The organism is Deinococcus sp. AB2017081 (assembly GCF_034440735.1).
Taxonomy (GTDB): Bacteria; Deinococcota; Deinococci; order Deinococcales; family Deinococcaceae; genus Deinococcus; species Deinococcus rufus.
This window is the reverse complement of record NZ_CP140098.1, coordinates 3,013,608-3,039,175: the sequence shown is the minus strand read 5'-3', so window position 1 is coordinate 3,039,175 and position 25,568 is coordinate 3,013,608. Positions and strand designations below refer to the sequence as shown.

General features: G+C 66.8%; 20 protein-coding genes and 2 tRNA genes. 9 read left to right on the top strand and 13 right to left on the bottom strand.

From position 1 onward, the window contains the following. Positions 1 to 14: 14 nt before the first annotated feature. The 8 genes from U2P90_RS14790 to U2P90_RS14755 all read right to left on the bottom strand — a co-directional run bounded on the left by U2P90_RS14790 (position 15) and on the right by U2P90_RS14755 (position 10,424). Complete coding sequence (locus tag U2P90_RS14790; RefSeq protein ID WP_322472737.1) at positions 15 to 743, bottom strand: M48 family metallopeptidase; 729 nt, start codon at positions 741 to 743, stop codon at positions 15 to 17. Continuing rightward, positions 740 to 3,943, bottom strand: coding sequence for a type I restriction endonuclease subunit R (locus tag U2P90_RS14785; RefSeq protein ID WP_322472736.1), 3,204 nt, complete (start codon positions 3,941 to 3,943; stop codon positions 740 to 742). Before U2P90_RS14785 ends, U2P90_RS14790 begins: the two co-directional genes overlap by 4 nt. Next, positions 3,940 to 4,602, bottom strand: coding sequence for a hypothetical protein (locus U2P90_RS14780; RefSeq protein ID WP_322472735.1), 663 nt, complete (start codon positions 4,600 to 4,602; stop codon positions 3,940 to 3,942). Before U2P90_RS14780 ends, U2P90_RS14785 begins: the two co-directional genes overlap by 4 nt. A 204-nt stretch (positions 4,603 to 4,806) precedes the next feature. Continuing rightward, positions 4,807 to 5,640 carry a restriction endonuclease gene (locus U2P90_RS14775; protein WP_322472734.1) on the bottom strand — a complete coding sequence of 278 codons (834 nt, stop codon included), beginning with the start codon at positions 5,638 to 5,640 and terminating at the stop codon, positions 4,807 to 4,809. After that, positions 5,640 to 6,857 carry a restriction endonuclease subunit S gene (locus tag U2P90_RS14770; RefSeq protein WP_322472733.1) on the bottom strand — a complete coding sequence of 406 codons (1,218 nt, stop codon included), beginning with the start codon at positions 6,855 to 6,857 and terminating at the stop codon, positions 5,640 to 5,642. The genes U2P90_RS14775 and U2P90_RS14770 overlap by 1 nt, the downstream gene beginning before the upstream one ends. A gap of 68 nt (positions 6,858 to 6,925) precedes the next feature. Next, a complete protein-coding gene (locus U2P90_RS14765; RefSeq protein WP_322472732.1) occupies positions 6,926 to 8,440 on the bottom strand; it encodes a type I restriction-modification system subunit M in 1,515 nt (504 codons plus the stop codon). Positions 8,441 to 8,461: 21 nt separating this feature from the next. Continuing rightward, positions 8,462 to 9,832, bottom strand: coding sequence for an HsdM family class I SAM-dependent methyltransferase (locus U2P90_RS14760; protein WP_322472731.1), 1,371 nt, complete (start codon positions 9,830 to 9,832; stop codon positions 8,462 to 8,464). Between the two features lies 1 nt (position 9,833). After that, positions 9,834 to 10,424: a hypothetical protein gene (locus U2P90_RS14755; protein WP_322472730.1), complete on the bottom strand. Its 591-nt coding sequence runs from the start codon at positions 10,422 to 10,424 to the stop codon at positions 9,834 to 9,836. 119 nt (positions 10,425 to 10,543) lie between these two features. Here U2P90_RS14755 and U2P90_RS14750 point away from each other — a divergent pair, with 119 nt between their 5' ends. The 4 genes from U2P90_RS14750 to U2P90_RS14735 all read left to right on the top strand — a co-directional run bounded on the left by U2P90_RS14750 (position 10,544) and on the right by U2P90_RS14735 (position 13,994). After that, positions 10,544 to 10,777 carry a hypothetical protein gene (locus U2P90_RS14750; RefSeq protein WP_322472729.1) on the top strand — a complete coding sequence of 78 codons (234 nt, stop codon included), beginning with the start codon at positions 10,544 to 10,546 and terminating at the stop codon, positions 10,775 to 10,777. 13 nt (positions 10,778 to 10,790) lie between these two features. Continuing rightward, entirely contained in the window at positions 10,791 to 11,036 is a 246-nt protein-coding gene (locus U2P90_RS14745) for a helix-turn-helix domain-containing protein (protein ID WP_322472728.1), read from the top strand. 177 nt (positions 11,037 to 11,213) lie between these two features. Further along, the gene (locus U2P90_RS14740; RefSeq protein WP_322472727.1) at positions 11,214 to 12,545 is read left to right on the top strand and encodes a hypothetical protein; all 1,332 of its coding nucleotides are present in this window, start codon (positions 11,214 to 11,216) and stop codon (positions 12,543 to 12,545) included. 204 nt (positions 12,546 to 12,749) lie between these two features. Further along, positions 12,750 to 13,994, top strand: a complete 1,245-nt coding sequence (locus tag U2P90_RS14735; RefSeq protein WP_322472726.1) for a tyrosine-type recombinase/integrase — start codon at positions 12,750 to 12,752, stop codon at positions 13,992 to 13,994. 107 nt (positions 13,995 to 14,101) lie between these two features. Here the strand turns inward: U2P90_RS14735 and U2P90_RS14730 are convergent. Both U2P90_RS14730 and U2P90_RS14725 read right to left on the bottom strand, forming a co-directional pair. Then, positions 14,102 to 14,176 (bottom strand) — tRNA-Val (locus tag U2P90_RS14730). Positions 14,177 to 14,202: 26 nt separating this feature from the next. After that, positions 14,203 to 14,278 (bottom strand) — tRNA-Ile (locus U2P90_RS14725). 109 nt (positions 14,279 to 14,387) lie between these two features. On the opposite strand from U2P90_RS14725, the gene U2P90_RS14720 reads away from it, so the two are divergent. Genes U2P90_RS14720 through U2P90_RS14710 form a run of 3 tightly spaced genes read left to right on the top strand, consistent with a single transcriptional unit; the run spans position 14,388 to position 17,340 of the window. Next, a complete protein-coding gene (locus U2P90_RS14720) occupies positions 14,388 to 15,746 on the top strand; it encodes a glycogen synthase (RefSeq protein WP_322472725.1) in 1,359 nt (452 codons plus the stop codon). Next, on the top strand, positions 15,739 to 16,578 hold the full coding sequence (locus U2P90_RS14715; RefSeq protein WP_322472724.1) for a hypothetical protein: 840 nt from the start codon (positions 15,739 to 15,741) through the stop codon (positions 16,576 to 16,578). Before U2P90_RS14720 ends, U2P90_RS14715 begins: the two co-directional genes overlap by 8 nt. A 30-nt stretch (positions 16,579 to 16,608) precedes the next feature. Continuing rightward, entirely contained in the window at positions 16,609 to 17,340 is a 732-nt protein-coding gene (locus U2P90_RS14710) for an RNA methyltransferase (protein ID WP_295814651.1), read from the top strand. Between the two features lie 43 nt (positions 17,341 to 17,383). Here the strand turns inward: U2P90_RS14710 and U2P90_RS14705 are convergent, their stop codons facing one another. Next, positions 17,384 to 20,875, bottom strand: coding sequence for an MSCRAMM family protein (locus tag U2P90_RS14705; protein WP_322472723.1), 3,492 nt, complete (start codon positions 20,873 to 20,875; stop codon positions 17,384 to 17,386). Between the two features lie 408 nt (positions 20,876 to 21,283). On the opposite strand from U2P90_RS14705, the gene U2P90_RS14700 reads away from it, so the two are divergent. Beyond that, complete coding sequence (locus tag U2P90_RS14700; protein ID WP_295814643.1) at positions 21,284 to 23,011, top strand: GAF domain-containing sensor histidine kinase; 1,728 nt, start codon at positions 21,284 to 21,286, stop codon at positions 23,009 to 23,011. Between the two features lie 23 nt (positions 23,012 to 23,034). Here U2P90_RS14700 and apaG read toward each other — a convergent pair whose 3' ends face one another. After that, entirely contained in the window at positions 23,035 to 23,433 is a 399-nt protein-coding gene (gene apaG / locus U2P90_RS14695) for a Co2+/Mg2+ efflux protein ApaG (RefSeq protein ID WP_295814641.1), read from the bottom strand. A gap of 26 nt (positions 23,434 to 23,459) precedes the next feature. Here apaG and U2P90_RS14690 point away from each other — a divergent pair, with 26 nt between their 5' ends. Further along, the gene (locus U2P90_RS14690; RefSeq protein WP_380101862.1) at positions 23,460 to 24,539 is read left to right on the top strand and encodes a M20/M25/M40 family metallo-hydrolase; all 1,080 of its coding nucleotides are present in this window, start codon (positions 23,460 to 23,462) and stop codon (positions 24,537 to 24,539) included. Between the two features lie 3 nt (positions 24,540 to 24,542). Here U2P90_RS14690 and dusA read toward each other — a convergent pair whose 3' ends face one another. Beyond that, complete coding sequence (gene dusA / locus U2P90_RS14685) at positions 24,543 to 25,565, bottom strand: tRNA dihydrouridine(20/20a) synthase DusA (protein ID WP_322472721.1); 1,023 nt, start codon at positions 25,563 to 25,565, stop codon at positions 24,543 to 24,545. Positions 25,566 to 25,568: the final 3 nt, after the last annotated feature.

The window sequence follows — 25,568 nt, the reverse complement described above, 5'->3', positions numbered from 1 at the left end:
GAGTTTCATTAAGATTAGGTACTGTTGTCAACCAGTTCAACCGAATAGTTCAATTTCCTCCGTAGCTTTTTCCAGCAAGGTTCTACAGTCTTTAAAAATAAGTAATATTTTTGAGAATGATTGAATTCCTTAATATGACATAGCTCATGTACTATTGCGTAATCTATGCATTCAGTGGGAGCCTGTATCAAAATCGGGTTGAATACGATCTGTCCATTGCGAGTACAACTACCCCAGCGGGTCGTCATGCGCCGCAATTGGAAGGTGCCGTCATGTTGAATGCCGAACGGGGCCACCCGCTCCAAGCAGACCTGCATGCGCTCGGTCAGTATGGCCTGTGCGCGCTCCCGGAACCACCGGGTCACCACAGCCTCTGTCCGCTCCTGCTTCCGAACGGTGACGAGCAACTCCCCGCGGGTCACGCGGACGCCCTCCACCTCGCCGATCACGACGCGCAGGCGGTGCTGGCGACCCAGGTACCGCCAGGATTCCCCGCTCACGTACCGCCGGGCGGGCAGCGGGGGGGGCAGCACGGCCAGTTCCCGCTGCTGGCGCAGGATCCACGCGCCGCGCTTCTCGACGCGCCGGCGGATCTCCCCGTCCGGCGCATCCAGGGGCGCCACCGCGAGGACGCTCCCGTCGGCCTTCACCTCGATGCTCAGGGTTGTCCGGGGGCGGCGCTCCACCGAGTACGCCAGTGGCGTCGTGCCGTACTGGGCGACCAGGGGGGTTGTCCGCGTCACGCGCTCGCCTGGTGCCCATCGCGGTGCCGGGCGACCGACAGGACTTTTTCGAACAGCGCGTCGCGCACCGAGTGCGGGATGCGCGTTGCGGTCTGCTTCTCGAGGGCGTACAGGTGGTCGTCCATCGCGTCCATCATGCGGTTCCGGACGCCCGTGTTGTGGTGCCAATCGCGGATCTTCTGGCGTTCGATCTCCTGCTCGAAGACCAGCGCCGCCACCGTGAGGTGCTCCTCCAGCTCCGGCACGGCCGCGAGCGTCTCCCCCAGGCTGTCCTGCAGCAGGCCTCGGTACGCGCGGGCCCCCTCCCGGCCGCGCAGCCGGGGATCCCCCTCGGTCTCGCCGCGGTCGCGGGCGAGGCGGGTGAGTTCCTCGGCGCGGCGCAGGTATTCCAGGTCGCTCAGGCGCTGCGCGCGGTGGTCGGCGATCGCCTCATCGACGAGTTCCGAGAGCCGCTTGTAGAAGGTGGGATCCTGCTCCATCCGCTCGGTCACGGCCCGGCGGATACGGCTAGCCATGGTGTCCGCGCGGGCCGCCTCGCCCTCGGTGGTGAGGAGTTCTTCCTCGGACGCCTGCAGGTCGAACAGGCTGACCGGCTCGCTGAGCTGCACGACGCTGTCCGCGCCGACATGCTCCTGCACGAGTTTGCGCAGCTGATCCTCGAGTGGGCCGAAGTCCACGCTCTCCCCGTACCGGCGCTTCACGGTCGTGCGGAGGTTCAGGAAGAACCGCAGGTCACGCACGTACACGTGCTGCTGCGCCTCCGGGGTTGCGTCCAGGAAGCTGGGCGTGCTCAGTGCCAGCTGCAGGGTCTTCGCGAAGGCCGCCAGCGCCTCGTAGAACGCGTCCCGGCGATCCTGGGGTTCCAGGTGGCGCTGCAGGGCCTCCAGATCGCCGCGGTCGACGCCGGCGAAGACGTCCCACACGTGCCCGTGCCGAGTGGGTAACAGGCCGATCTCGACGTCCACGCCCTCCAGCGTGCCCGCGACGTCCGCCGGGTCGAAGCCCTCCGCCTCCAGGGCCGCGTAGATGTCCAGCGCGCCCTGGAGCTCGTTGAAGATGCCGCGGTAGTCGACGATCAGGCCGAAGTCCTTGCCGGCGTACAGGCGGTTCACGCGGGCGATGGCCTGCAGGATGTTGTGCTCCCTCAGGCGCTTGTCGAGGTACAGCACCGCGTTGCTGGGCGCATCGAAGCCGGTCAGCAGTTTGTCGACCACGATCAGCAACTCGGGTTCGCCGTCGCCCTTGAAGGCACCGATGACGCTCTCCTGGTAGCGCTGCTCGGTGCCGTACCGGTTCATCATGTCCCGCCAGAAGGCCTGCACTTCCGGCACGTCCGCCTCGTCGACGGTGTCGCGGCCCTCACGGGTGTCCGGGGGGCTCATGATCAGCGCGGTACGGACGCGCCCCCAGCGGTCGAAGATCTTCTTGTACCGCACCGCGTCGAGCTTGTTGCTCACCGCGAACTGCGCCTTCAGGCCGCGGCCCTGGTACGTGCGGGCGTAGTGCTCGCCGATGTCGTACGCGATTTCCTCCAGGCGGGACGTCGCCCCGAGCACCGCGTGGGACGTCTGGAACTGCCGCTTGACGTCCGCGCGCTGCGCCTCGGTCAGGGTGCGCGTCACCCGCTCGAACCAGCGGTCGATCTGCTCCTGTGCGCCGCGCAGTTCCGCGTGCCGCGCCTCGTACTTCAGCGGCGTGACCGCCTCGTCTTGCACCGCGCGGGCCATGGAGTACGCGTGAATGATCCCGCCGAACTTCTCGGCCGTGCTCTTCTCCTTCTTCAGCAGGGGCGTGCCCGTGAAGCCGATCATGCAGGCGTTTGGCAGCACGGCGCGCATCAGGGCATTCGCCTTCCCGTACTGACTGCGGTGCGATTCATCGACCAGGACGAAAACGTCGGCGCTGTCCACCTTGAGGCCCTCACGCTGGCAGGTTTCGAACTTGTCGAGCACGGTCGTGATGACCTGCGTGCGCTCCGAGGACAGCAGGCCGATCAGGTGCCGGCCGTCGCGGGCCTGCACGACCGCCGCGCCGGTGTTCTTGAAGGTGTCCTTGATCTGCTGGTCGAGATCGACCCGGTCTGTGACCAGCACCACGCGCGGCGCGAGGATGCCCGGCACATACGTGAGGGCCCGGGCGAGCATCACCATGGTCAGGCTCTTCCCGCTGCCCGTCGTGTGCCACACGACCCCGCCGCGCCGGCTGCCGGAGGGCGTGCGCTCCTGCACGCGCGCCACGACCTCCTTCACCGCGTAATACTGCTGGTAGCGCGCCGCCTTCTTCACGCCCGCGTCGAACACGATGAACCCGCGGATGAACTCCAGCAGCCGCGCCGGGGCCAGCAGCGACGCGATCAGGTCGTCCTGGGTGCTGGCGAGGCGCGGGCCCTCCGACCACGCGCCGCCAAGTCGCGAGCGCAGCGGTTCCTCGCGCCACCCGAGGATCCTCCGCCGGATCGCGGCCGGGAGGGGCGTGCCGACCACGGTGGGCAGGTGCGCGGTGACGCCGGGATCCTCCTCCCGCCACGTCGCCCAGAACCGCGCGTCCGCGCCGGTCGTGCCGTACTTCGCCTCGTTCTGCGCGGCGGCCATGAGCACCTGCGAGAAGGCGTAGAGCAGCGGGATCTCCTCGCGGGCGTGGTTGCGCAGCATCTGGGAGATCGCCTCTTCCACGGGGCCGTTATTGTCCGGGCGCTTGCACTCGATCACGGCCAGCGGGATGCCGTTGCAGAACACCACGATGTCCGGCCGGCGGGTGCGGGTCGAGCCGCTGCGCTCCACCTCGAACTCCTCGGTGACGTGCCAGGTGTTGTTCGCCGGTACCGCCCAGTCGATGTACCGCACGCTGAAGGCCTTGCGGTCGCCGTCCACGACCTGCTCCACGCTGGTACCCAGCGTCAGGAGGTCGTACGCCACCTGCGCGGTGCTGTACTGCGACTCGAACGGCAGCGTGAGCAGCTGATCCGCGGCCTTCTGTAGGCCCTCCGGCGTGAAGGGCAACTCGCGATCCAGGTACCGCACCCGGTTGAGCCGGGAGAGGCTCTCCAGCAGCACGTCCGTGAGGATCACCTGTCCGCGCCGGCCGCGGCGGCGCGCCAGGGCCTCCTCCGGGGTCAGGTACGTGTACCCGAGGTTGATCAGTTCCGCCAGGGCGGGAAGCTGACTGGAGACGATCTCACGGAAATCGGCGGTGCGCGTCATGGAGACCTCGGTGAGGTGGCGGACGGCAGGGCGGGCAGCAGACCTTTGCCGAGGATCCACAGGAACTGATCGATGTCCCGCAGGGAGAAGGCCGTGAGGCCGTAGTGCGCGCGGAACTGCAGCACCACCTCCTTGAATTTCACGTAGTCGCGCAGGTCGGCGTACTTGAGCCGGTAGGAATTGAAGTTGTCCCTCTGGTCGTAGGCCAGCAGTTTCGTGGAGACGATCCCGTCGTAGATGGGGTAGTGCTCGGGCTGATGGTGGGCGCAGTACTTCGTGGCGAATGAGTAGATGCTTCGGTCGATCTCCTTCCCCTTGGCCGTGACGAACTGCAAGCGATCGATACGGTGAACCACACCGGGGTCGCCCGCCCTCAAGTCCGCGTCGATGACGGCTGCCTGGATCCGCTCGGCCACGGGCTGCACAGCCAGGATGCCGGTGCCGTAGATCTGGTTGATGGCCACGACCTTCAGGTAGATCTCCGCCGTGACCGTGTTGTCCGGGAAGGTGTGCAGCAGCTTATGAAGGGCCGCTTCCGTGACCTGCCCCTGTGCTGCGAAGGCCTGCTTGCCCAGGAGGATGTGTTCGCGGGTTGGACGCGGCAGTTCGGAAGGATCGAGGTTGTTCATGCGTTCGCCCCTCAGGTGATCGGAAGTCATTCAGGGTAGCGTGCAGGTTCGCGCTGCGCGGCCGCACCTGCGGTTTTGAGACCGCCTGCTCCGCTCCAGCACCATCCCCTGGTTCGTGTGGTGCGCCGGACTGTCCGGCCGAATCCCATCTCCTCTACACGCACCAGGGGCGATGCCCACCTGCATTCACCCTCCTCGGCGCTGAGGGGCGAGGCTGAGTTCGGACGCTGTCACCTACGCCGGCCCTTCGCTCAGTGCCACACCGTACTTGATCAGCAGTTCCGCGACCTCCAGCCCAGCGATCAGGGAGATCGGCTGGCGGTCGTGTGCCTGGGCTTCCGCCCTGGCCCCATCGCTGTACCCGCCAGTGGTGAAGAACCAGCCCACCTCACCGTGCGACAGACTGCCCCGCAACTTCTGAACGTCCGGTCTGGACACGTTGCCCGCATACCGCTTCACCTGCACGGCCACCCGCACCCGCATGAGCTCCTCGATCACCAGAACGCCGCGTACATCCACGCCGGCATCGTTGGTGGGCGGTGTCCGCACGACCTCCTGAACGCCGAGGGCGACCAGCAGGCGCTCGATGACGCCCTCAAACGCCGTCGGTGAGAGCTTGAGCAGATGTTTGACCATGGTGGTGTGTTGCGATTTCGGCGTGGATCTCTGCCTCTCCGGCGACGGGAGCTTCTTCTCGCTGGAGGGTGTGGGGGCACGCTCCGGCGTTGCTGGCGTCTTCCTGAGGACACGCCCTTCCACGGGCGAGAGTGCGGCGACTCCATCCGCCCTGGAAATCAGCACCTCCTGCAACCGTCTGTTCCTGGTGACCTTCAGTGTGAACCGCTGTGGTACTCCCTCTCCAGCCCGCTGTTCTCTGTCTGCCTGGATGGCCGAGACGACCTCGGAGGCCATGGCCTCGACGCTGTGGGCGTGCAGGCGACGCAGCACATCCACCATCCGTTGCGGCCCCTCCGTTCCCTGGAGCGCAAGCTCGAGTGCCGCGAGAATCCTTTCCTTGAGAAGACGAGAGGGATCGGCAGTTGCACTGGACCGCCTCGTCGCCCGCATCAGACTTCCTCGACCTTCACCCGCACCCGCCCGGTCAGCAGGGCGTCCATCAGTCCCCGCTTCTGCTCGGCCACCTTGGCCTTGAGGGCGTCGAGGGAGGCTATTTCCGTGTCCAGGGTGGAAAGAACGGAAGCGATGGCCTGTTGTTCCGACGGAGGTGGAAACGGAAGCGGCAGTTCAAAGAAGTCGACGACGGACACGTTCAGGAGTCCGTGGTTGCGCGCCCCCTCCTGAGCGATGCCGGCGATGCCCTCGTTGAGCAGATTCGCTTCGAAGTAGTGCTCGTAGAAGTCGCTCACCGCGTCTTCCCGCTTCAGGGCAAAGCAGATGTACAGCGTGGAGACGACGCCAGCGTCATACCGGTTGAGGCGCTTGATGGCCCCGTAGTCGTAGCCGGTCGAGTAGCTCTTGTTGTAGGCAAACTCGCCGCGTCTGAGAAGGTAGTACCCGGAGAGGTCGTTTGCCGCGACGCGCTTGTTGAAGAATTCCCGCTGGTCGATCAGGCCGTGAATGCCGGAGATGGTCAGGGCATGGTCATTGCCCTCAGTGTTCTTGCGTGTGACGCGGGCAAAGACCGATCCCATCGTCATTTCGGCCCACTCATCTGCGAAGCCCGGCAGCCTCCGCTTTCCCGTCAGCAGCAGCTCGGCCAACCCGCGCTTCTGCTGCCGCTTCGCCTCGATCAACTGCGAAAGAATGGAGAGAGAATCATCCCACTGGGAGAGGATGGAGGCGATGCGGCGCTGCTCAGGGAGGGGAGGGAAGTAGAGTTCAAGATCGCCAAATCGGGTTGATCCAAGATGGGCTATCGAATTGGTTTTGGTGGCTATTTTGGCAAATACACCAGATGCCTGGCACCATCTAAACAATTGATATGCATAATCAACATCACATTCGTGGCCCGCTTGAAATCGCACTAATGTATTCTGAAAGCAACAGTTTTTTGGAACGCCTTCGTACTTAGCGCATCTCCCAACGAGTTCAAGACTCTGACCCTCGTTCAGCAGCAAATCGCCGATTTTTAATTCGTAACGCTGATATTCTGCACTCGTAAAAGGCATTTCTAAAACGTCAGACGTGTTGATGTAGCCGTCAAAGACGTTCGCAACACGAAGGTAAGGTGTCATATCGCCACTTGTCAGGTGAGGAGACCGCTGTCTTCCGCCTTGGACGGTACCCATCTCGGAGACCCGACGTGTTGTTGAATATTCTCTCATTGTGCATTCCGGGTTATCTCGGTCGATAAATCAAGACTAAGACGATTTTCTATAAGGAGAACAATCATTTATTTGCCCTCTTGTAAACCTAAGGCAAGTATATGCCCCTGCATCTGCGCCTTCGCTTTCTGCCATTTCACATCAAGGTCGTCTATTTCGTTCTGCAGAGCTGCTACGTCAATCTGCTGAGCATCCTCGGCGGTCTCGACATACCGCGGTATATTTAGGTTGTAATCATTGGCAGTCAGTTCGGTCAATGGAACATTGCGGGCATACTTAAGAACGTCGGCGCGGGCAAGATAAGTCTCCACGATTCTCTGTATGTCGCTATCCCTAAGATTGTTCTGATTCTTTCCGGCGGTAAAGTCCCGGCTGGCGTCGATGAACAGCACATCGTCGCGCTTCTCACCCTTCCGGAAGACCAGCAGCGCGGCCGGGATGCCCGTGCCGAAGAAGAGGTTGGTCGGCAGGCCGATCACAGCGTCCAGCAAACCGTCCTCAATCATCGTGGCGCGGATCTTGCCCTCCGCCCCGCCGCGGAACAGGACGCCGTGTGGCACAACGACGACCATGCGGCTGTTCACCTCGGTGAGGCTGCTGACCATGTGCGAGATGAACGCGTAGTCGCCCTTGCTCTTCGGTGGGAGGCCCCGCGTGAAGCGCCCGTGCGGATCCTTGCCCACGTCGTCCGCGCCCCACTTGTCGAGGCTGAAGGGCGGGTTGGCGACGACGACCTCGAACTTCATCAGCCGGTCGTTCTCGAGGTGCAGGGGGTTGCGGATGGTGTCGCCCCATTCGATCCGGGCGTCGTCAACGTCGTGCAGGAACATGTTCATCCGCGCGAGGGCGAAAGTCGAGCCGTTCTGCTCCTGGCCGTAGATGGCGTAGTCGCGGCTGCCCTGACGCTGTACCCACTGGGCGCACTTGATGAGCAGCGAGGCACTCCCGCACGTCGGGTCATAGATGCGTTCCCCGGGCTTCGGATCGACCAGGCGGGCCATCAGCTCACTGACCTCGGGCGGCGTGTAGAACTCCCCGGCCTTCTTGCCGGCCCCGGCGGCGAAGCGGGAGATCAGGTACTCGTAGGCGTTCCCGATGATGTCCTTGTTCCCGATGCGGCTGGGACGCAGGTCGAGTTTCGGGTGGTTGAAGTCCTCGAGGAGGTGCTTGAGGCGCACGTTGCGCTGCTTGGTCTGCCCGAGGGCGGATTCGCTGTTGAAGCTGATGTTGCGGAACACGCCGGCGAGCTTGGCCTTGTTGGCGTCCTCGATGGCGAGCAGCGCCTGGTCGATGATCTCCCCGATGTTGTCGGCCGTGCGCTGTGCGTAGAGCTCCCTGAAGAGCGAGCCGGGCGGCATCACGAAGCGCTCGCGCTCCAGGCGGCGGCGGATGCGTTCCTCGTCGTCGCCGTACTCGGTCTTGAGGGTGTCGTAGTGATCCTGCCACACGTCGCTGATGTACTTCACGAACAGCATGGTCAGCAGGTAGTTCTTGTACTCGGAGGGGTCGACGGTGCCGCGGAAGGTGTCGCAGGCGGCCCAGAGGATGCCGTTGATTTCAGCTTGCTCGATGTGCTGGGTCATGTCAGTGGTCTCCTGGTCAGGCTATCTGGGAAGGGCGGCGAGGGCCGTCATGGCGCGTTGTTCGGCGAGGGCGACGTCCGCGATGGCCCGCTCGAGATCCCGCGTGATGTCTTCAAGGGGCCGGCCCTGTTCCACGGTGCGCTCGAAGTACTGGTTGGGTTGCCAGTTGTTGGCGTTGGCATGGACGTCCAGACGGGGGACGATGGTAGCAAGCTGAGCCCGTTCCGTCCGTTCGTTGATCAGCCCGGCGAGAAGATCGACGGTGGCGGCGGGCAGGGTCTGCTGACGTCCCTCGCGGACTCCCAGCGGACTGACATCGATGAACTGGATGTCGGTGAAGGCGGGTTTGGCGGTGCTGGGGCGCTCGAAGATGGTGAGCGCGAAGGGCACGCTGGTGTAGGCGAACAGACCGCTGGGCAGGGCCGTCACGCTGCGTAGCCACCCGGCCGCCGCGATGTCCTGGCGGGTTTCGGCCTCCGCGCCCATCCGGAAGAGGGGCCCGTAGGGGGTCAGGAACGCGGCCCGACCGCCTGCTTTCAGGTAGCTCATCCCGACCAGCATGTAATGCCACTCGGCAGCCCTGGGCCATTTCCTCGGCGAGAACAACATGCCGTAGTCATCGTCCGGCCACGAAATGGCGTGCTGAACGCGAAGTCCTGCGGGCGGCGTCGCCAGGACACGGTCAGCGCTGCAGAAGATCATGTCGGGGTTGGTGAGCACATTGACGGCCTGGGACTCGAAGTTCGTGACACCGTTGAGGAGAAGGTGGAGGGCGGTGATTCTCGCCGCTTCGCCTTGGGCGACGTAGGTGAACTTCACCCGGTTCGGGTCACGATGATCGTCGCGCATGTGGTGGGTCAGGCTGACCAGGGTCATGCCGAACTCGGGGGTGAGATCCAGCACGGTCATGTCCTCTTCGATGGCGAGGACTTCGGCGAGGAGCCGGTTGATGCTTCTGGGTTGCGTCCGAATCCCCAATTTGCCGTGGTCGCGGTCAACGACCTCGGAGTACGCCTGACCGAGGCGTAAAAGCCCAGGAAGCCCAGGGGTCTGACGGGCGAGGGTTTCGACCAGAGTGTTGACGCTGCGCAGCAGGCGTGACAGTTCCTGTGGACTGACCCGGTCTACCGGAGAGGACAGGGCGGTCAGCCCCCAGCGACTGAAGACGGAGTCGATCTTGCCTCGGATGTCGGCTGGACTCGCGTGCGTGCTCCGCAGGATGGCCATTTCGGCAGCGTCGATGGTGACTTCGAGGGCCCCGTAGACGTCAGGGAAGGATTCGACAGCCTGCAGGAGCAGCACTTCGCCCAGGAGGAGCAGCCGATCCGCCGTGTTGGTCATACCCCGGTACGAGAACAGTTCAACCATCAGCGGCATCAGATCAGGTGTCATGTCAGCGAACCTCCTTGGTCACGAGTGGCTGGAGCGTCGCGTCGATCCGCTCACGCATGAGCGCCGCGACCTTGTCTGTCTGCTCCCGGTAGGCGTCCTGCGCGGCGATCGCCTCGGCGATGGCGTTCTGCGCGGCGAGGTCGGGGAGTGTGATTTCGATGGTTTTGAATTTTGCCAGTGGGATGCCCTGGATGGCGGTACCCGTGAACATGGGCGCGACGGTGCGCTGCATGCCTTCGGAACGGAGCAGACCGGCTACGAAGTAGGGGTTGGCGACCGCTTCATCGACGTCAAGGATGGTCAGGCTGTTGCTGATGACCGCGCCCTGCAGGCTGGCGGGAACCACCGAGGCCTTCAGGGAGCTGGTGCGGAGTGCAATGAGGACTTGCCCTGTCCGCGAGAGGAAGTCTCCGATGCGCGCCTCGTCGAGTGTCTCGAAGCGGTCTCCGTCTTTGGGTTCGACGTGGATGCCGGCGAGATTGGTCACCTGGAGCACCCGTCGCTCCTGACCATCGTCCGACGTGTACCGGGTCAGGGTCAGACCCTGACTCAGGGTTCCGAGCTTGCCGACGGGAATTCGCTTGCTCTTCATGTCCGACACTTTTGCATCTGGCCCACTGCATGTCAAGAGTTTACCAAACGGAAATTTGCATTTGACAAAAAATGCATCTGCTCCTACCATCGATACAGAAGATTGGTCAGGAGGGCACCATGTACGTACCCAGCGATCACGCCATCCGCCGCTACATCGAACGCTTCGCCGGGAACGTCTCCCACAGCCGGGCCCGCCAGTGCCTGACCCGGATCGCCCGCAGCGCCCGCTTCCGCCGGACGCTCCCCGGCGGTGCCCGCCTGTACGCCACTGGCCCGATCAACCTCGTCGTTCAGGACGGCACCATCCTCACCGTCTACCGCCTCACGTACGACGCCCCGGCTGCGGCGTGAAGGGGGACGACCTATGCCCAGGTACATCGAGGGTCAGATCGACTGGGGGCGCTTCCGCGGCGACCTGCGCGCCTATCAGCGACGTGAAGCGCTGAGCGGAAAGGAGATGGCCCGCCGCCTGCACATCAGTGGCGCGGCGTACACGCGCTATTGCAGTGGAGACCGCACGCCCACCAGCGAGGTGTTCGTGTATGCCCTCCTGATGCTGGGCCAGGATCTTCGTACCTACGTCCCCAGCATGCCCGACTGGGCGACCTGACCTCCGGGTGCCGAAGAACCGTTCCGCTGCGGACACACGCCTCGGTGAGCAGCAGGTATCCGTTCGGGAGGAATGGGCGTGTGGCAGGCAGTCACGTGACGGTCATGAGGCAGTCACGGCAGTGGTGTCAACGTCGTCCTGGCACAGGAAAACTTCAATCCGTGCCAGGAGGGAACCATGATGCTCCAGCGGATGTCCATGATCGTCACGCTCGTCCTCGCCAGTTCCGCGGCCGCCCAGACGGCGCTGGCGGACAGTCCGGTCGGGGACGCGGTCGAGCAGATTCGGTCTGGGTTGGAATCGACCATCAACACGGGGTCGGCCCGCCTGAACGGGAACGTGATCTTCGCCCAGGGGGCCGCGACTGCGCTGCTCAACCAGCTGGATCTGATCGCCGCGGCGCGGCAGGGTCAGCTGGTGCGCGACCTCAGTCTTGCCGAGCGCAACCTGTTTGCGGAGGCGGACAGTCTGATGCGGAGTGGTCAGGCCTGGACAGCCACCACCGCCGACCAGATGAACACCCTCGTGCGGAACGCGTCCAATCTCATCACCCTGCTCCCAGGGGGCAAGAGCACGCCCATCCTCCAGGGCATCAGCCCCACGTTCGTCGCCCGAACCAGCACGGACGCCGAGTCGTTCGACGTGACGTTCAAAGGGATCAACATCGGCCTCTCGACGCCCCTCATGGCGCTGGACAGCCGATCCTGCCGCCCCAAGACCGTGACGAACAACGAGGTCACCTTCGACTGTCCTCTGGAAGGCACCGTTGACAAGCCCACGGTGCTCGAAGGCGAGGTGTCGTTCTTCAAGACGGTCTCCCTGTGGGACAAGCTCAAGGACTTTGTCTTCCGCTCGCCCCCGAAGCTCCAGAATTACGTGACCCGGATCACCGTGTTGCCGGCGGCGCTCGGCACGGTGGACGCGGTGATGGTGGTACCCGAGAGCCGCACGGAGCGCCAGGTGATCGCCGATTCGCGCTCCGACCAGAACGGGCACTGCGCCGGCGAGCGGCGCACGGACTTCCTCTTCGTTGCCCCGACCGGCTGGAAACTCGACCCGTCAATGACGCCTGAGGTGTCCCCAGATACACGGGAAGCCTCAACTTACATCGGCCTGACGGGCCGCACGGACACCCAGTTCACCCTGAGTGGCACGGTCAAGAACAGCGGGCAGTGCGTGAAGGTCAAAATACCGTTTGCCGGTCCCCAGACCATCGCCTACGACGCACGCGGCCGGGTGAGTGTGGGCGTGCGGTATACGGTCATCAAAGACGTGGTCGAGGACAAGGAAGTGAGTCTGCCCGGACAGCCGTTGCAGTGGGGTAAGGACGTCACCATCAAGTTCCCCGCCGACAGCAAGCAGATGCGCGTGACCGTGACACAGCTCAACGGGATCAGCAAGACCACCGACCGCAGCGAGACCATCGGCTGGGTCGAGGTGCTCATGGACAACGCCAGCCACACGGCCATCCTGCGCCCCCTGACGCCTGACAAAGCATTACGCCAGTAGGGTATACGCAGGCGGGGTGACCATCGGAGCGGCCAGCGTGAACCGAATCAAGACACCGTCCCGTTGCCTTCCGGGCCAGCCGGGTTGGGTTTCGGGACGGTCAGACAGCTGTTCAGCACGCACTTCAGGGCTGTTGTCCCGCTCGTCCCGGTCAATGTAGAGGGTTTGCACGGTGCATGAGTCTTCTCGACGAGATACTTCCGCATGGCCCGTAAACGCAGGACGGAAGGAGCCGGCAGTGGCGAGGCCCCGGAACGGGATGTCCTTCCTGCAGGGTACAGATGGCTCGCCTCAGGCAAGATCGAGGGCTCGCGCCACATCACGTTGCCGAGCGGCCAGGGCAAGCGGATCTACGCCACCGGAACCACGAAAAAGAAGGTCAAGGAACTCCTCGAGGCCCGCGTCGCCCTGGCCAGGGCCGGTCAGCTCGCCCCAAAATCCACGCTGACCTTCGGTGCCTACGCGACCAAGGTGATCAGCGAGCGTGAGGGCCTCGGCGACCGGACGCGCGACCTGTACACCACCAACCTGCGGCTCTACCTCGCACCGCTCCACGCGATGCGGCTGGGCGCAATCACCCCGTCAACACTCCGCACGCTGTATGCCGGCCTCCGCCGATCTGAGAAGGGGTTCGTGGTACGGGGCCATGCCCATACCCTGGTGCGGTTGGTGCTGGAGACCGCCCGCCAGGACGGCCTGATCATCACCAATCCCGCCGACGTCAAGGGAATACGTCCAAAACGCGAAAGGGGAGATGCCGAGACGCCACCGGCCTACAACAAGGCGGAGGCGCGGCGGTTCCGTCAGGCGTGCTCTCACGTGACGTACGGCGATGTGCTGGCCTTTATCTTGCTCACCGGCATGCGCCGTGGGGAGGCTCTGGGCCTCCGGTGGTCGAACGTGCGTATCGATGGCGAGGGGCGGAAGGTGGCCAGGGTCGAGACCACCCGCTCGACGTCCAGTGGGAGGGTGTACGAGACGTCCCCCAAAACCTCGCAGTCCATCCGGGATGTTCCCCTCAGCCGCGACGCTGTGGCGCTCGTCAGGAAGGTGCGGGAAGCGGCTGCGCTCCAACATGCGGCGGTCTACCCCGACAGGCCGGGTTCGCCTTACGTGTTTTCTGGCCTCAGAGGCAGGCCCCTGCGGCCGGACAACATGCGCCGCGTCTACCTGGAAGTTGTGGGTCAGGCGGATCGCCTGGAACGGGAGGCGCTGGCCGCCGCCGGCAGGGATCCCGACGATGCACAGCCCCTGCGGGTGCTGGACATCCACGCCCTGCGCCATACCTTTGTCACGCTTGCCGCCGAGGGAGGCATGACGATCGGGGAGATCGCTGGGATCATCGGAGACAGTGTGGCCACCGTCCTCAAGGTCTACCTGCACATTTTCAAGGACGAGCTCGTCGCACCCGAGCTCGGGTTTGAGGATGACGAGGATGGTGCGCTTTGAGCGGTTTCAGAACGGAATTGTGGTTGGGTTGTGGTGAATGAGAAAAAACGGGGAATGCAGGCCGCCAGCCAAAATGAAAAAACCCCGACTGAGTCGAGGTCTTGTGTTGGTGGGCGGTATAGGACTTGAACCTACGACCCTTCGCGTGTGAAGCGAATGCTCTACCACTGAGCTAACCGCCCGGCTGCGCCGCTGTGCCTGGAAAACTTGGTGGGCCCTGCCGGATTTGAACCGGCAACCAATCGGTTATGAGCCGACTGCTCTGACCGTTGAGCTAAGAGCCCGGACTGCCGGAGTACCCGCCATCAAGGCGAGGGGAAGTGTAGCGAGTGGGTACGCGGCTTGTCAAACGCACCCGGGCGACCGGGCGTGGCGGGCGGGTAGAGTGCGGGCATGCAAGTTGTACACGTGGGCTCGGAGGTCTTTCCCTACTCGCGGTCCGGGGGGCTCGGGGACGTGCTGGGAGCGCTGCCGACCGAGCAGGCGCGGCTGGGTGCACAGGTGACGGTGGTCTCGCCGTGGTACGCGGATCTGGCCGGCACGCCGGTGCTGGTGTGGGAAGGCGCGCTGCCGGAAGTCTCGGGAGCACTGGGCAGCCCCGTGGTGCGCGTGGGAGAGCTGATGGAGGCCGGTGTCCGGTACGTGTTCATCGGCATGGATCTCTTCGAGCGGCCGGGGCTGTACCACCCGGACGACGTGTGGCGCTACTCGCTGTTCAGCCGGGCGGTGCTGCCGGTGCTGCGGCGGCTGGACGTGCTGCCAGACATCCTGCACGGGCACGACTGGCAGGCGGGGCTGGTCGTGGCCCACGCACATCTGGCCGGCCAGCGGACGGTGTTCTCGGTGCACAACCTCCAGTACCAGGGCCGCTGGAACCTGCCGGAGGCCGCGCGCTGGACCGGGCTGCCCGAATGGACCCTGGGGCAGGACGGTCTGGAGTTCCACGGGGATCTCAGCCTGATGAAGGGCGGACTGACCTTCGCGGATCACGTGACCACCGTGAGCCCCACATATGCGCTGGAGATCACCACGCCGCAGTACGGCGAGGGGCTCGACGGTCTGCTGGTGCGCCTGACCCGCGAGGGCCGTCTGAGTGGGATCATCAACGGGCTCGATCAGGAGCGCTGGGATCCGCGCACCGATCCGGACATTCCGGCCTTCGCGGACGCGTCCGGCAAGGCGGCGGCCCGTACCGCCCTGCAGCAGGAGTTCGGCCTGGACGGTGCCCCCGTGCTGGCGACCGTGAGCCGCCTGGCCGACCAGAAGGGCATCGATCTGCTGGTCGAGGCGCTGCCGGAACTCGTGAAGGACTGGAATGTGGTGGTGCTGGGCGGCGGCGATCCCCTGCTGACCGGTGCCCTGATGGGCTGGTCGCAGCACGCGCGGGTCGAGTTCCGACAGGGGCTCAACGAACCGCTCGCACACCGGATCTATGCCGGGGCCGACGCCTTCGCCATGCCCAGCCGGTTCGAGCCGTGCGGGCTGTCCCAGATGATCTCCATGCGCTACGGCACGCTGCCCGTGGTGCGCGAGACCGGCGGCCTGGTGGACACCGTTCCGCACGACATCGGGTTCCGCTTTCAGGACGCCACGCCGGACGCGCTGCTGGAGGCGTGCCGCGACGCCCTGGCCGAGTATGGCCGCCCGCAGGCGTGGGCGGCGCGCATCGAGCGGGGCATGGCGCTGGATTTCAGCTGGGCGGGGCCGGCCGGGCAGTATCTCGGCCTGTACGGGCGGCTGGCCCGTGCGTGACGGATCGCACGCCGACGTGACCGTCCGCGCCGTCACGCCGGACGCGCTGCTGCCGGCCCTGGCCGCTCTGTATGGCCTGCCGGAGGTGGACGTGGCGTGGATGGCCGAGAGCTGCACGGCCGGGTGGGTCGCGCTGGATGCCCACGGCGAGTTCGTGGCGGCCGTGGGCGCACGCCCCAGCCCGCAGCACGGCGCGGAGCTGCTGGGCGGAGCGTTTCCAGGAGCAGCGCAGGTGCCGGCCGCGCTGGCGGTCGCCCGGGCCGCGCAGGCCGATGTGGGCCGCGTGTACGTGTTCGCGGACGGCACGCTGTTCCCGCCGGTGGATCTGCTGGCCGCCGGCTGGCGCGAGATCGGCTCGTACCGCCGCCTGGAGGGCCGCGTGCCGTACCGCCACGTGCCGACCCCGGACGGCGTGACGCTGCACGTGCTCGCGGACGTGCCGGACGTATCGGTGCGGCTGGAGGCGCTGGGGGCCTACGAGGACCGCGTCGGACACCACGCCGTGGCGGCAGAGGCGGCGCGGGACGGCGCGGGCGGCTTCGACTCGCACCTGAGTGCCATTGCGCTGGACGGACAGGGGCGCGGCGTGGGCATCTGCCGCGTGGCGCTGGACGGCGCCCTCGGGCGGCTCGACTCGCCGGGCGTGCATCCCGACTGGCGCCACACCGGTGTACGCCCGGCGCTGCTGAACGCCGTGAATGCCCGGCTGCGCCACCAGGGCATCACGCGGATCAGCGTGGACTCGTGGGGGGACACGCCGGCCGAGCTCGCACACGACCTGGCGCTGGGGCTGGGCGTGGTGGACGAGACGCCGATCCTGGCCCCGCTGTGACGGCCGGCGCGGCGCGGTAGCATCCGGCGCGTGAACCTCGCGGTCGTCCTCGTCTCCCCCAAGACTCCCGGCAACATCGGCTCGGCGGCCCGCGCCATGCTGAACATGGGTGCCCGTGACCTGCGGCTGGTGGCCCCGCGCTGCGACCACCTGGATTCGCAGTCGGTCGCCATGGCCGTGCATGCCGAGGATCTGCTGCGCTCGGCCCGCGTGTATCCCACGCTTCGGGACGCGCTGGCCGACCGCGACCTGAGCGTGGGCACCAGCGCCCGCGTGCGGGCCGACCTGCCGCCCGGTCGCCATCCGGCCACGCTGCGTCCCCTGGTGCGCGCCGCCGCCGCGCCCGCCCTGGTGTTCGGCCCCGAGGAGACCGGCCTGATCAACAGCGATCTGGAGCAGTGTCAGGTCACGGTGCGGATTCCCACCGGGGACTACGCCAGCCTGAATCTCGCGCAGGCGGTGCTGCTGGTGTGCTACGAGTTCCTCCAGGGCGGCGATGAGGTCACGGCCGCCGAGCGCAAGACTGCCACCCGCGAGGACATGGAGGCCATGTACGGCCACCTGCGCGAGACCATGCAGCTGATCGGCTACACCGACGCCGTCCGCGCCCGGCACACGCTGCGCCTGTGGCGCGCCATGCTCGACCGCGCCCTGATGAGCCCGGCCGAGAGCCGGCTGTTCCGGGGCTTCCTGCGGCAGGTGAAGTGGAAGGTGGACAGCGCGGCGCGGGCGGGCGACCCGGCGGACGCCGAGCAGCCATAAGGAAGCCCCCCGTGAGGGAGGCTCCCTGACGGGGGGCGCAAGACTAGGGCAGCACGTTCCAGCGCGCCACATTGGCGATGCTGCGCGCCAGCTTGCTGCTGGCCGAGGTACCCGGTGTGAAGGTGCCGCTGTCGCCGCTGGTGTTGAAGGAGGCGGCCTGCTGCTGCGCCGTGCTGATCGCCGCGGCGTTTGTACCGCAGTACGCGGCTTCCCACGCCGCGAACGAGCCGCTGCCCGGCACGCTGCCGAAGGCCGAGGCGTTCAGTTCCGCCGCGATGAGCTGCTGGAGGAGCTGCATCCGGGCCTGATCCAGGCTCGACCGCGCCTTGCCGAGCGTCGTCTTGGAAATTCCGCTCCAGAACGCGCCCATCACGTCGGAGGACAGGGCGGCGCCCAGGCTGCCGGCGGTGACGGTTCTGCCGCACAGCAGCTGGTCACCGATGCCCGGAGTTCCCGCGACGCCGGGGAAGGTGTGGCTGAAGCCCGTGCCACCGGCCCACGCCATCAGCGCCAGATTCGGGTGCGTGGCCCAGAAGCCCTGGGTGCGTGTCACGCCGTTGCCGGTGTTCTCGAAGGTGCAGGTCACGGTGTCGCCCATCCTGAGGGTGATCGACGCGGTGGCGGTGTTCAGGTCGCCCACGCCGCTGCTGCCGCCGCTGCCCGTCACCACGCAGTTGTACGGGGTACTCGGGTCGGCCGAGCCACCGATGCCGGTCAGGAGCCAGCCGAGCTGGGTGGTTTCCCTGACGGTATAGGTGCCCGCGCCGAGGCCGGAGGTGGTCTTTACGTTGCCGCCGCCGGTGGTCGCGCCGGACAGGGTGAAGCCGCTGAAGCCGCTGCCGGTGGTCGTGAAGGCGAAGCTGCCGCTGGCGGGCTTGGCGTTCTTGATGACCACGATGCTGGCGGGCGAGTCGCTGTTGGTGATCGTGCAGGTCTTGTCGTCGCCGGCGGCCAGGGTGATCTTGCCGCTCGCGTCACAGTCGCCGCCGATGCTGTCCTGGGTGTAGCCGTAGGGCAGCGGCGTGACCTCACTGACGGTGTGCGTGCCGATGGTCTGCTGGGTGGCCGTGCCGCTGGTGACGGTGCTGCCGTCGACCTTCAGGGTGAAGTCCGCCACGGCCTTCGTGCCGCCGTACTCGTTCACCACGGTCTTGATCACGGTCAGCCTGGGCTGCTTGGTGTTCGTGAAGGTGCACGTCACGGTCTCGCCGGCGCCCAGGGCGATGGCGGTCACGGGGCTGCCGTCGTCACAGGTCGCGCTGGTTTGCAGCCAGCCCGCCGGCACGGCCTCCGACACGCGGTAGGTGCCGGGCACCAGCAGGCCGCTGTCGCTGGACTCGCCGTGCTTCAGGGTGAATGGGGTGGCGCCGCCATAGCTGGGCGTGAACTCGAAGCCCTGCGTGCTGGAGGTGGGGTTCGTGACCTTGCGGATCACGATGTGGCCGCGCCGGGTATTCGTGGCCGCGCAGGTGAAGGTCTTGCCGGCGTCGGCCGGGTAGTTCACGCTGAAGGTGCAGCCGGTGGAGGCCGTCAGGTCATACCCGGTCTGCGCGGTCTCCACGACCGCGTAGTTCCCCTCGGCCAGATCGCCCTGGAAGGCGATGGTGCCGCTGGCGTCGGTGGTGCCGGTCGTCACCACGGCGTTCGTGTCGGCGTTCAGCAGCCTGAATTCCCAGCCCTGCTGCCCGCCGGCGGGTACGGTGGTCTTCGCAACCGTGGCCTGGGCCGGCACGATGGCGTTGTTGAAGGTCACGCTGCCGCTGCACGAGGGCAGGGCGATCGTGGTGGACTGGTCGGGGTGCGTGGCCCAGCCGGATTCGGCCTGTTCGCTGACCGTGTACGCGCCGGGGTCGAGGTTGCTCACCGTGACGCTCCGGGTGGTCTGCCCAGCCGCGAAGGTGACCGAGGGCGTGGCCACGGTCGCGCCGGCGTTGTTCTTGACTGCGAAGGTGAACGTCTGGCTCTCGCCGGCCTGGAGGATGTCCGGGATGGTCTTGCGGATGGTCAGGCTGACGCTGGCTGCCGAACTGATGTCGATGCTGGCCGACGCGCTGTCGCTGAAGCCGTCCGAGCCGGTCAGGATCGCGGTGTCGCTCAGGGCGCCGCTGGTCACGACCCGGCTGCCCAGGCGCACGGTCTTGTCGAAGGTCACGCTGCCGGCGGCGGTCTGGCCGGCCACGCTCCAGTTCACGGGGCCGGTCACGAAGGTGCCGGGCGTGTAGCCGCTGAAGCTGCCCAGCGTGGTCGGGGCGACCGCGAAGGTCAGCGCCGAGCCGGAGATGGACTCGCTGTCGGCGATGGCTGCGCTGGCGTTGGTCACGGTGCCGGCACTGACGGTGGTGCTCGCGGTGGCGGTGGTCGAGCCGGGAACGGGAATCCCGGTGACCTTGTCGGTGTAGGTGGCGGTCGCCACGTCGTTGAAGGCGGAACCGACCAGAAGGTCGGTCGTGACCAGTGAATACGTATGGCTCAGGATCAGGACGTTCGCGGTGTTGGCCGGAACGTCCTTCGGGCCGGAGGACGCGCTGTCCAGGACGCCCTGGCTCTGATCCGTCCCGCGGTACATCCGGTCGGTCACGTCCACGGTGATCACACGGGCCGCCGGATTGGTGGCATAGATGCGGGTCAGCAGCGTGACGTTGCCCGGCACGACGTTCACGATCTCCCACGCGACCCGGATCTGCACGGCCTTCTCGGTCACGGCGCCGGGAGCACACACGTCACCGAAGTTCAGGGTGGCGGGTGTGGGCTGCTTGATCACGTCCCACACCTGATCGCGGCCCTGCGACGCGCTCATCTCCTTGGCGATGGTCTGCGGCTGGATCTCCCGCACGGGCAGCGGGATGGTGCGCTTGCCGGTGCTGAAGTCGCTCTTCTCGAACATGTAGGCCTGGAGCGACGACCCGGAGTACTGCGCGGCCCCGAGTGCGAGGCGGTTGGCGTAGTCGATCACGCAGGTCTTGCCCCGGTTCAGCGTGATGTTGACCGTGCGATACACCACCGTGTCTGCGCCGCCGGTCACGCTGCCGCCGGTCTGCTGATCCTGCACCGTGATCTGGCACGACACATCGGACTTCGCGGCGTTGATCTCCGGCACGGTCACGACGTCGTAGCCGGTCTTGGTGCCCAACTGGTAATCCGCAGCGAGAATCACGCTGAAGGTCGTTGTGGCGTTCGCCTGGTTGCCGACCGATGCGGTCAGCCGGTGCGGCACGAGATCCAGCTCGTTCCAGCCCTTGCCCAGGTTGCCCGAAGTGTACGCGGCATCCGGACAGATGAATTTGCCGCCCGAATTGGGCAGCGTGATGACTGGCGAGCCGTCGTTGCGGCAGCCCTCCAGGGAAAAGCTCACCTGGGCCGACGGCGGGGCGGGGGTGAAGGCGACCAGCGCGCGCAGCGGCGCGTTCGGGGCCGGTGCCGTGGCGGTGGGTGCAGGTGCCTGGGTGTGCGGAGTCTGGTTGCACGCTGCCAGCAGGGTCACGGCGGCGCACATCGCGGCGACCGCCCTGGTCAGTCCAGGGCGTGGACGGGTCATTCGCATGGTTTCCCCCAGAAGGTGGCGGGTGGTGGGCGGGCTCGAACCCGCGATCCGGTCACTGCTGCGTCATCTGGCCATACATCCTCGACGGGCACGCCCCCCGACGTGCCGGTGCGGGGCCTGTCCAGAACGGACAGGGGAGGAGGAGACCTGTGTGGTGGTGGGCCACCGGGCGGCGCCCATTGTGGGCGCAGGATGTGAACTTCTTCAATATAGTCGCCGGGTCAGCTGAACGTGCAGTGAATCTGCATCGAATGTCCTGACATCCGGTAACAGAGGTTCACACCACCTGTCGGATCATGCCGGGCGGGTCGTGCCGCGCCGGGCCTGCTGCCGGTGCGGTGTCCTGGCCCGAGTGGCTGCGCTCCCACCGACACCGCCGGACAGGCCGCCTACACTGGGGGGATGCAGGCGCCCCGGACACTGCCCACACCCTCGGCCCCGCCCACGCTGCGCCGGGGCCGGCTGTCCGACCGGGTGCGGCTGGTGCGCAATGTCCTGCCGCCGCTGATCGTGCTGGTGGTGGGGCTGGTGGAATTCCTGATCTCGCGGCTGCCGAGTGCCCAGGGCGAGATCTGGGCACACCTGCTGTTCTACGGCCTGGTCGGCCCGGCCGTGACCTTCTACAGCGTCGAGTGGATCGCCGAGGGCACCCGTGCCCGTGAACGGGCTGAACGTGAACTGCGCGACCTCTATCAGCAGCTCAGCGTGTCGCATGCGCGGCTCCAGGCGGTGCAGGAACTCATGCGCGATCTGGGCGGCGCCCCCGACATGGGCGCGGTGCTGGAGGTGGCCGCCCGCGGCGCGGTGCGGGTCACCGGCGCGACCCACGCCACCCTGAGTGTGCCCGGAGGCCTGAGCGGCAGCGCCCGTGGCGATACGCTGCTCTCGGGGCCGAGTGCCGCCCTGCACCCGCTGACGGTTCGGCTGCCCGGCGGCGGCGACCTCGCGCTGCACTTCGACACGCCCCCCAGCCCCGACACCCGCGAACTGGCCCTGGCCCTGGCGTCCGAGGTCACGACCGGGATCGAGGCCGCCCGGCAGCGCACGCTGGATCTCATGACGCTGTATTCGGTGGATCAGAGCATCCGCGCCGAGCGCAACATGCGCCGCCTGCTGTCGCGCGTGACCCGAACGATGGCGGAGCGCGTGGGGGCCGATGCCCGTGCCGCGTACCTGAGCGATCAGGACGGCGTGCTGCGCCTGGAGTACGCGCAGGATCGCCTGGGCGAGGCTCCGGGCGGCATGCCCGCGCCCCCCTTCGCCGCCGAGGTCGCCGCGTCCACGCTGCCGCTGATCACCGACGGCGTCGCGGCCGGCGAGGTCTTCCCGGAGGTCAGCAGCGTCCTGGGTCTGTCCATGCGCGACGAGGAGGGGCTGGTCGGCGTCCTCGTCTTCGGCCACCGCGACACCGGGGCCTTCGACGACGCCCGCCTGCCCCTGCTGGCGCTGATGGCCGGGCAGGCCACCCTGGCGGTGCGCAACGCCCGCGCGTACCTGTACTCCGAGGAGCTCGCCATCGGAGACGAGCGGGCCCGGATCGCCCGCGAGATCCACGACGGCGTGGCGCAGTCGCTGGCCTTCGCCGCCCTGAAGCTGGATGTGGTCGCCCGCCAGCTCCACACCGACCCCGTCCGCGCCGAGTCGGAGGTCAAGGACGCCAGCGCCCTGCTGCGCGAGCAGATCCGCGAGGTGCGCCGGAGCATCTTCGCGCTGCGGCCCATCGATCTGGAGCGCTACGGCCTGCTGGAGACCGCCCGGCGCTACGTGATGGACTTCGGCGAGCAGAACGGCGTGCGGGCCGCCCTGGACGTCAGCGGCGAGATCCACTTGTCGCCCGGCGACGAGGCCGTGATCTTCCGGATCCTGCAGGAGAGCCTGAACAACGTCGCCAAGCACGCCCGTGCCCGTGAGGTGAACGTCACCCTGCACGGCGGCGCCCGCGTCACGCTGCGGGTGCAGGACGACGGTGTGGGGTTCGACCCGGAACAGATCAGCGGGCGGGTCAGTTCAGCCGGCGGTCTGGGACTCATGCAGATGCGCGAGCGCATCGATGCCCGCGGTGGCCAGTACCGTGTGCTGTCGGCCCCCGGCCACGGCACGGTGATCGAGGCCGAGATGCCGCAGGCATAGGAACGCCCGCCTGCTGTGAGGCCTCAGTTCAGTACCCGCGCTCCCGGCACGTCCAGCACGAAGGCCGGGATGGGCACGTGGGCGTGCACGCCCCAGGCGTCCTGCATGACGTAGTGCCCGCCCATGCGGCCCGGCGTGGCCTCGACGGTCACGAAGGAGTCGTACGTGAACGACCCGCCGGGCGGCAGCACCGGCTGCTCGCCAACCACGCCCTCGCCGTCCACGATGGTCTCGCGGCCGGTGGCGTCCACGATCTCCCAGTGGCGGGCGATCAGCTGCCACGTCTGGTCGCTGCGGTTGTGCACGGTGATCACGTAGGTGAACAACTGCCGCTCCGGGCTGCTGTGGGCGGGCAGGTGCTGAACCTCCACCACGACATCGATCTCCGGCGTGAAATCGTCCGGCGGGGTGGGACGGGTCATACACTCAGCATAGCCGGGGCCGGCGTATGCTCGCCCGCGTGAGCGCTGAATCAACCGTCATCAACGAGGCCTTCCTGACTGCCCTGCTCGCTCCGGCCGCGCCCAGCGGCTTCGAGCGCCGGGCCGCCGACGTGTGGCTGCGCGAGGCCCAGACCTTTGCCCAAACGGACGAGGATCACTACGGCAACGTGTATGCCGAACTCGGCCCAGAGGGCGCGCCCGCCATCCTCCTGACCGGGCACCTCGACGAGATCGGGCTGATGGTCAGTCACATCAACGATCAGGGGTTCCTGCACGTCCTGAATATCGGTGGCTGGGATCCGCAGGTGCTGGTCGGGCAGCGCATCCGGCTGCTCGCCCCGGACGGCGACGTGATCGGCGTGATCGGCAAGAAGGCCATCCACGTGATGGACGAGGAGGATCGGCGCAAGGCCAGCAAGCTGGAAGACCTGTGGATCGACCTGGGCCTGGACGCGGCCGACGTGAAGGCCCGCATTCCCATCGGCACCGTTGGCGTGATCGAGCAGCCCACCGTGATGGTCGGGACGAAGATCGTCAGCCGGGCCCTGGACAACCGCGTGGGCGCATTCATCGTGCTGGAGGCGCTGCGGGCGCTGCAACACACGGATCTGAAGCACCGCGTCGTGGCGGTGGGCACCAGCCAGGAGGAGATCGGCTCATACGGCAGCAAGACCGCCACGTACCGCGTGCGGCCGGTGGCCGGGGTCGCGGTGGACGTCACTCACGAGACGGATCAGCCTGGCGTGAAGCCCGAGAAGTACGGTGTGGCTCCCTTCGGCAGCGGCGCGAACCTGAGTGTGGGGGCCATGACCAGCCCCGTGATCTTCCGGCAGATGCAGGCCGCCGCCCAGCAGCACGGCATTCCCTACACGGTGAGCGCCAACCCCCGCCTGACCTACACCGATGCCGACACGATGGTGCTGTCGGGTGCGGGCGTCCCCAGCGCCGTGGTCAGCGTGCCCAACCGCTACATGCACAGCCCCAACGAGATGGTCGACGCCCGCGACGTGAAGGCCTGCATCGACATCATCGCCGCGTGGATCAGAAATCTGGACGCGCAGCCCGACTTCACCCGCCGGGGCTGAGGCTCACGCGGGCTGAACCAGGGCACCGGGCTGGGCGTCCAGCACCACGTCCGGCACGCCGTCCAGCGCGGCCCGGACGACTTCCAGCCCCGCGCCGGGCCGGTGCCCCTGCTCGCTGATCGTGCGCTTCCAGTGCCGCGCGCCCGGCTGGCCGGCGAACAGGCCCAGCGTGTGCTTCATCATGCGGTTCAGCGGCTGCCCCACTTCCAGTTGTGCGGCGACGTACGGCAGATAGGCCTCGATGGCCTCGCGCCGCGTCACGGGCGGCGTGTCCTCTCCGAACACGTCCTGATCGACCTGCGCCAGGATGAAGGGGTCGGAATACGCGGCCCGGCCGATCATCACTCCGTCGGCCCAGGCCAGCGCGTCCTGTGCGGCGTCCAGAGTCAGGATGCCCCCGTTCAGCACGACCGTCAGGTGCGGGAAGTCGGCCTTCAGTTGCTGCACCAGCTCGTGCCGCAGCGGGGGAATCTCGCGGTTTTCCTTGGGCGACAGGCCGCTCAGCCACGCCTTGCGGGCATGGACGATGAAGGTTCCGCAGCCGGCGGCCTCGACGGTTCGCACGAATGCGGTCAGGTGCTCGTAACTGTCCAGATCGTCAATGCCGATGCGGTGCTTGACCGTCACCGGCAGGCGGGTCGCGCCGCGCATGGCCTCGACGGCGCGGGCCACCACGTCCGGGGTGCCCATCAGGCACGCGCCGAAGGAGCCGCTGCTCACGCGGTCGCTGGGACAGCCGCAGTTCAGGTTGACCTCGTCGTAGCCCCGATCCTCCGAGATCCGGGCACACTCGGCCAGGGCCGCCGCGTCGCTGCCGCCCAGTTGCAGCGCCACCGGATGTTCGGCGGCATCGAAGCCCAGGTGACGCTCGCGGTCACCGTGGATGATCGCGCCGGTCGTGACCATCTCGGTGTACAGCAGTGTCCGGCGCGTCAGGGTGCGGTGGAAGACGCGGCAGTGCCGATCCGTCCAGTCCATCATCGGCGCGACCGAGAGCGTGTGCGGGGGCAGGGGAGACGCGGCCATCAG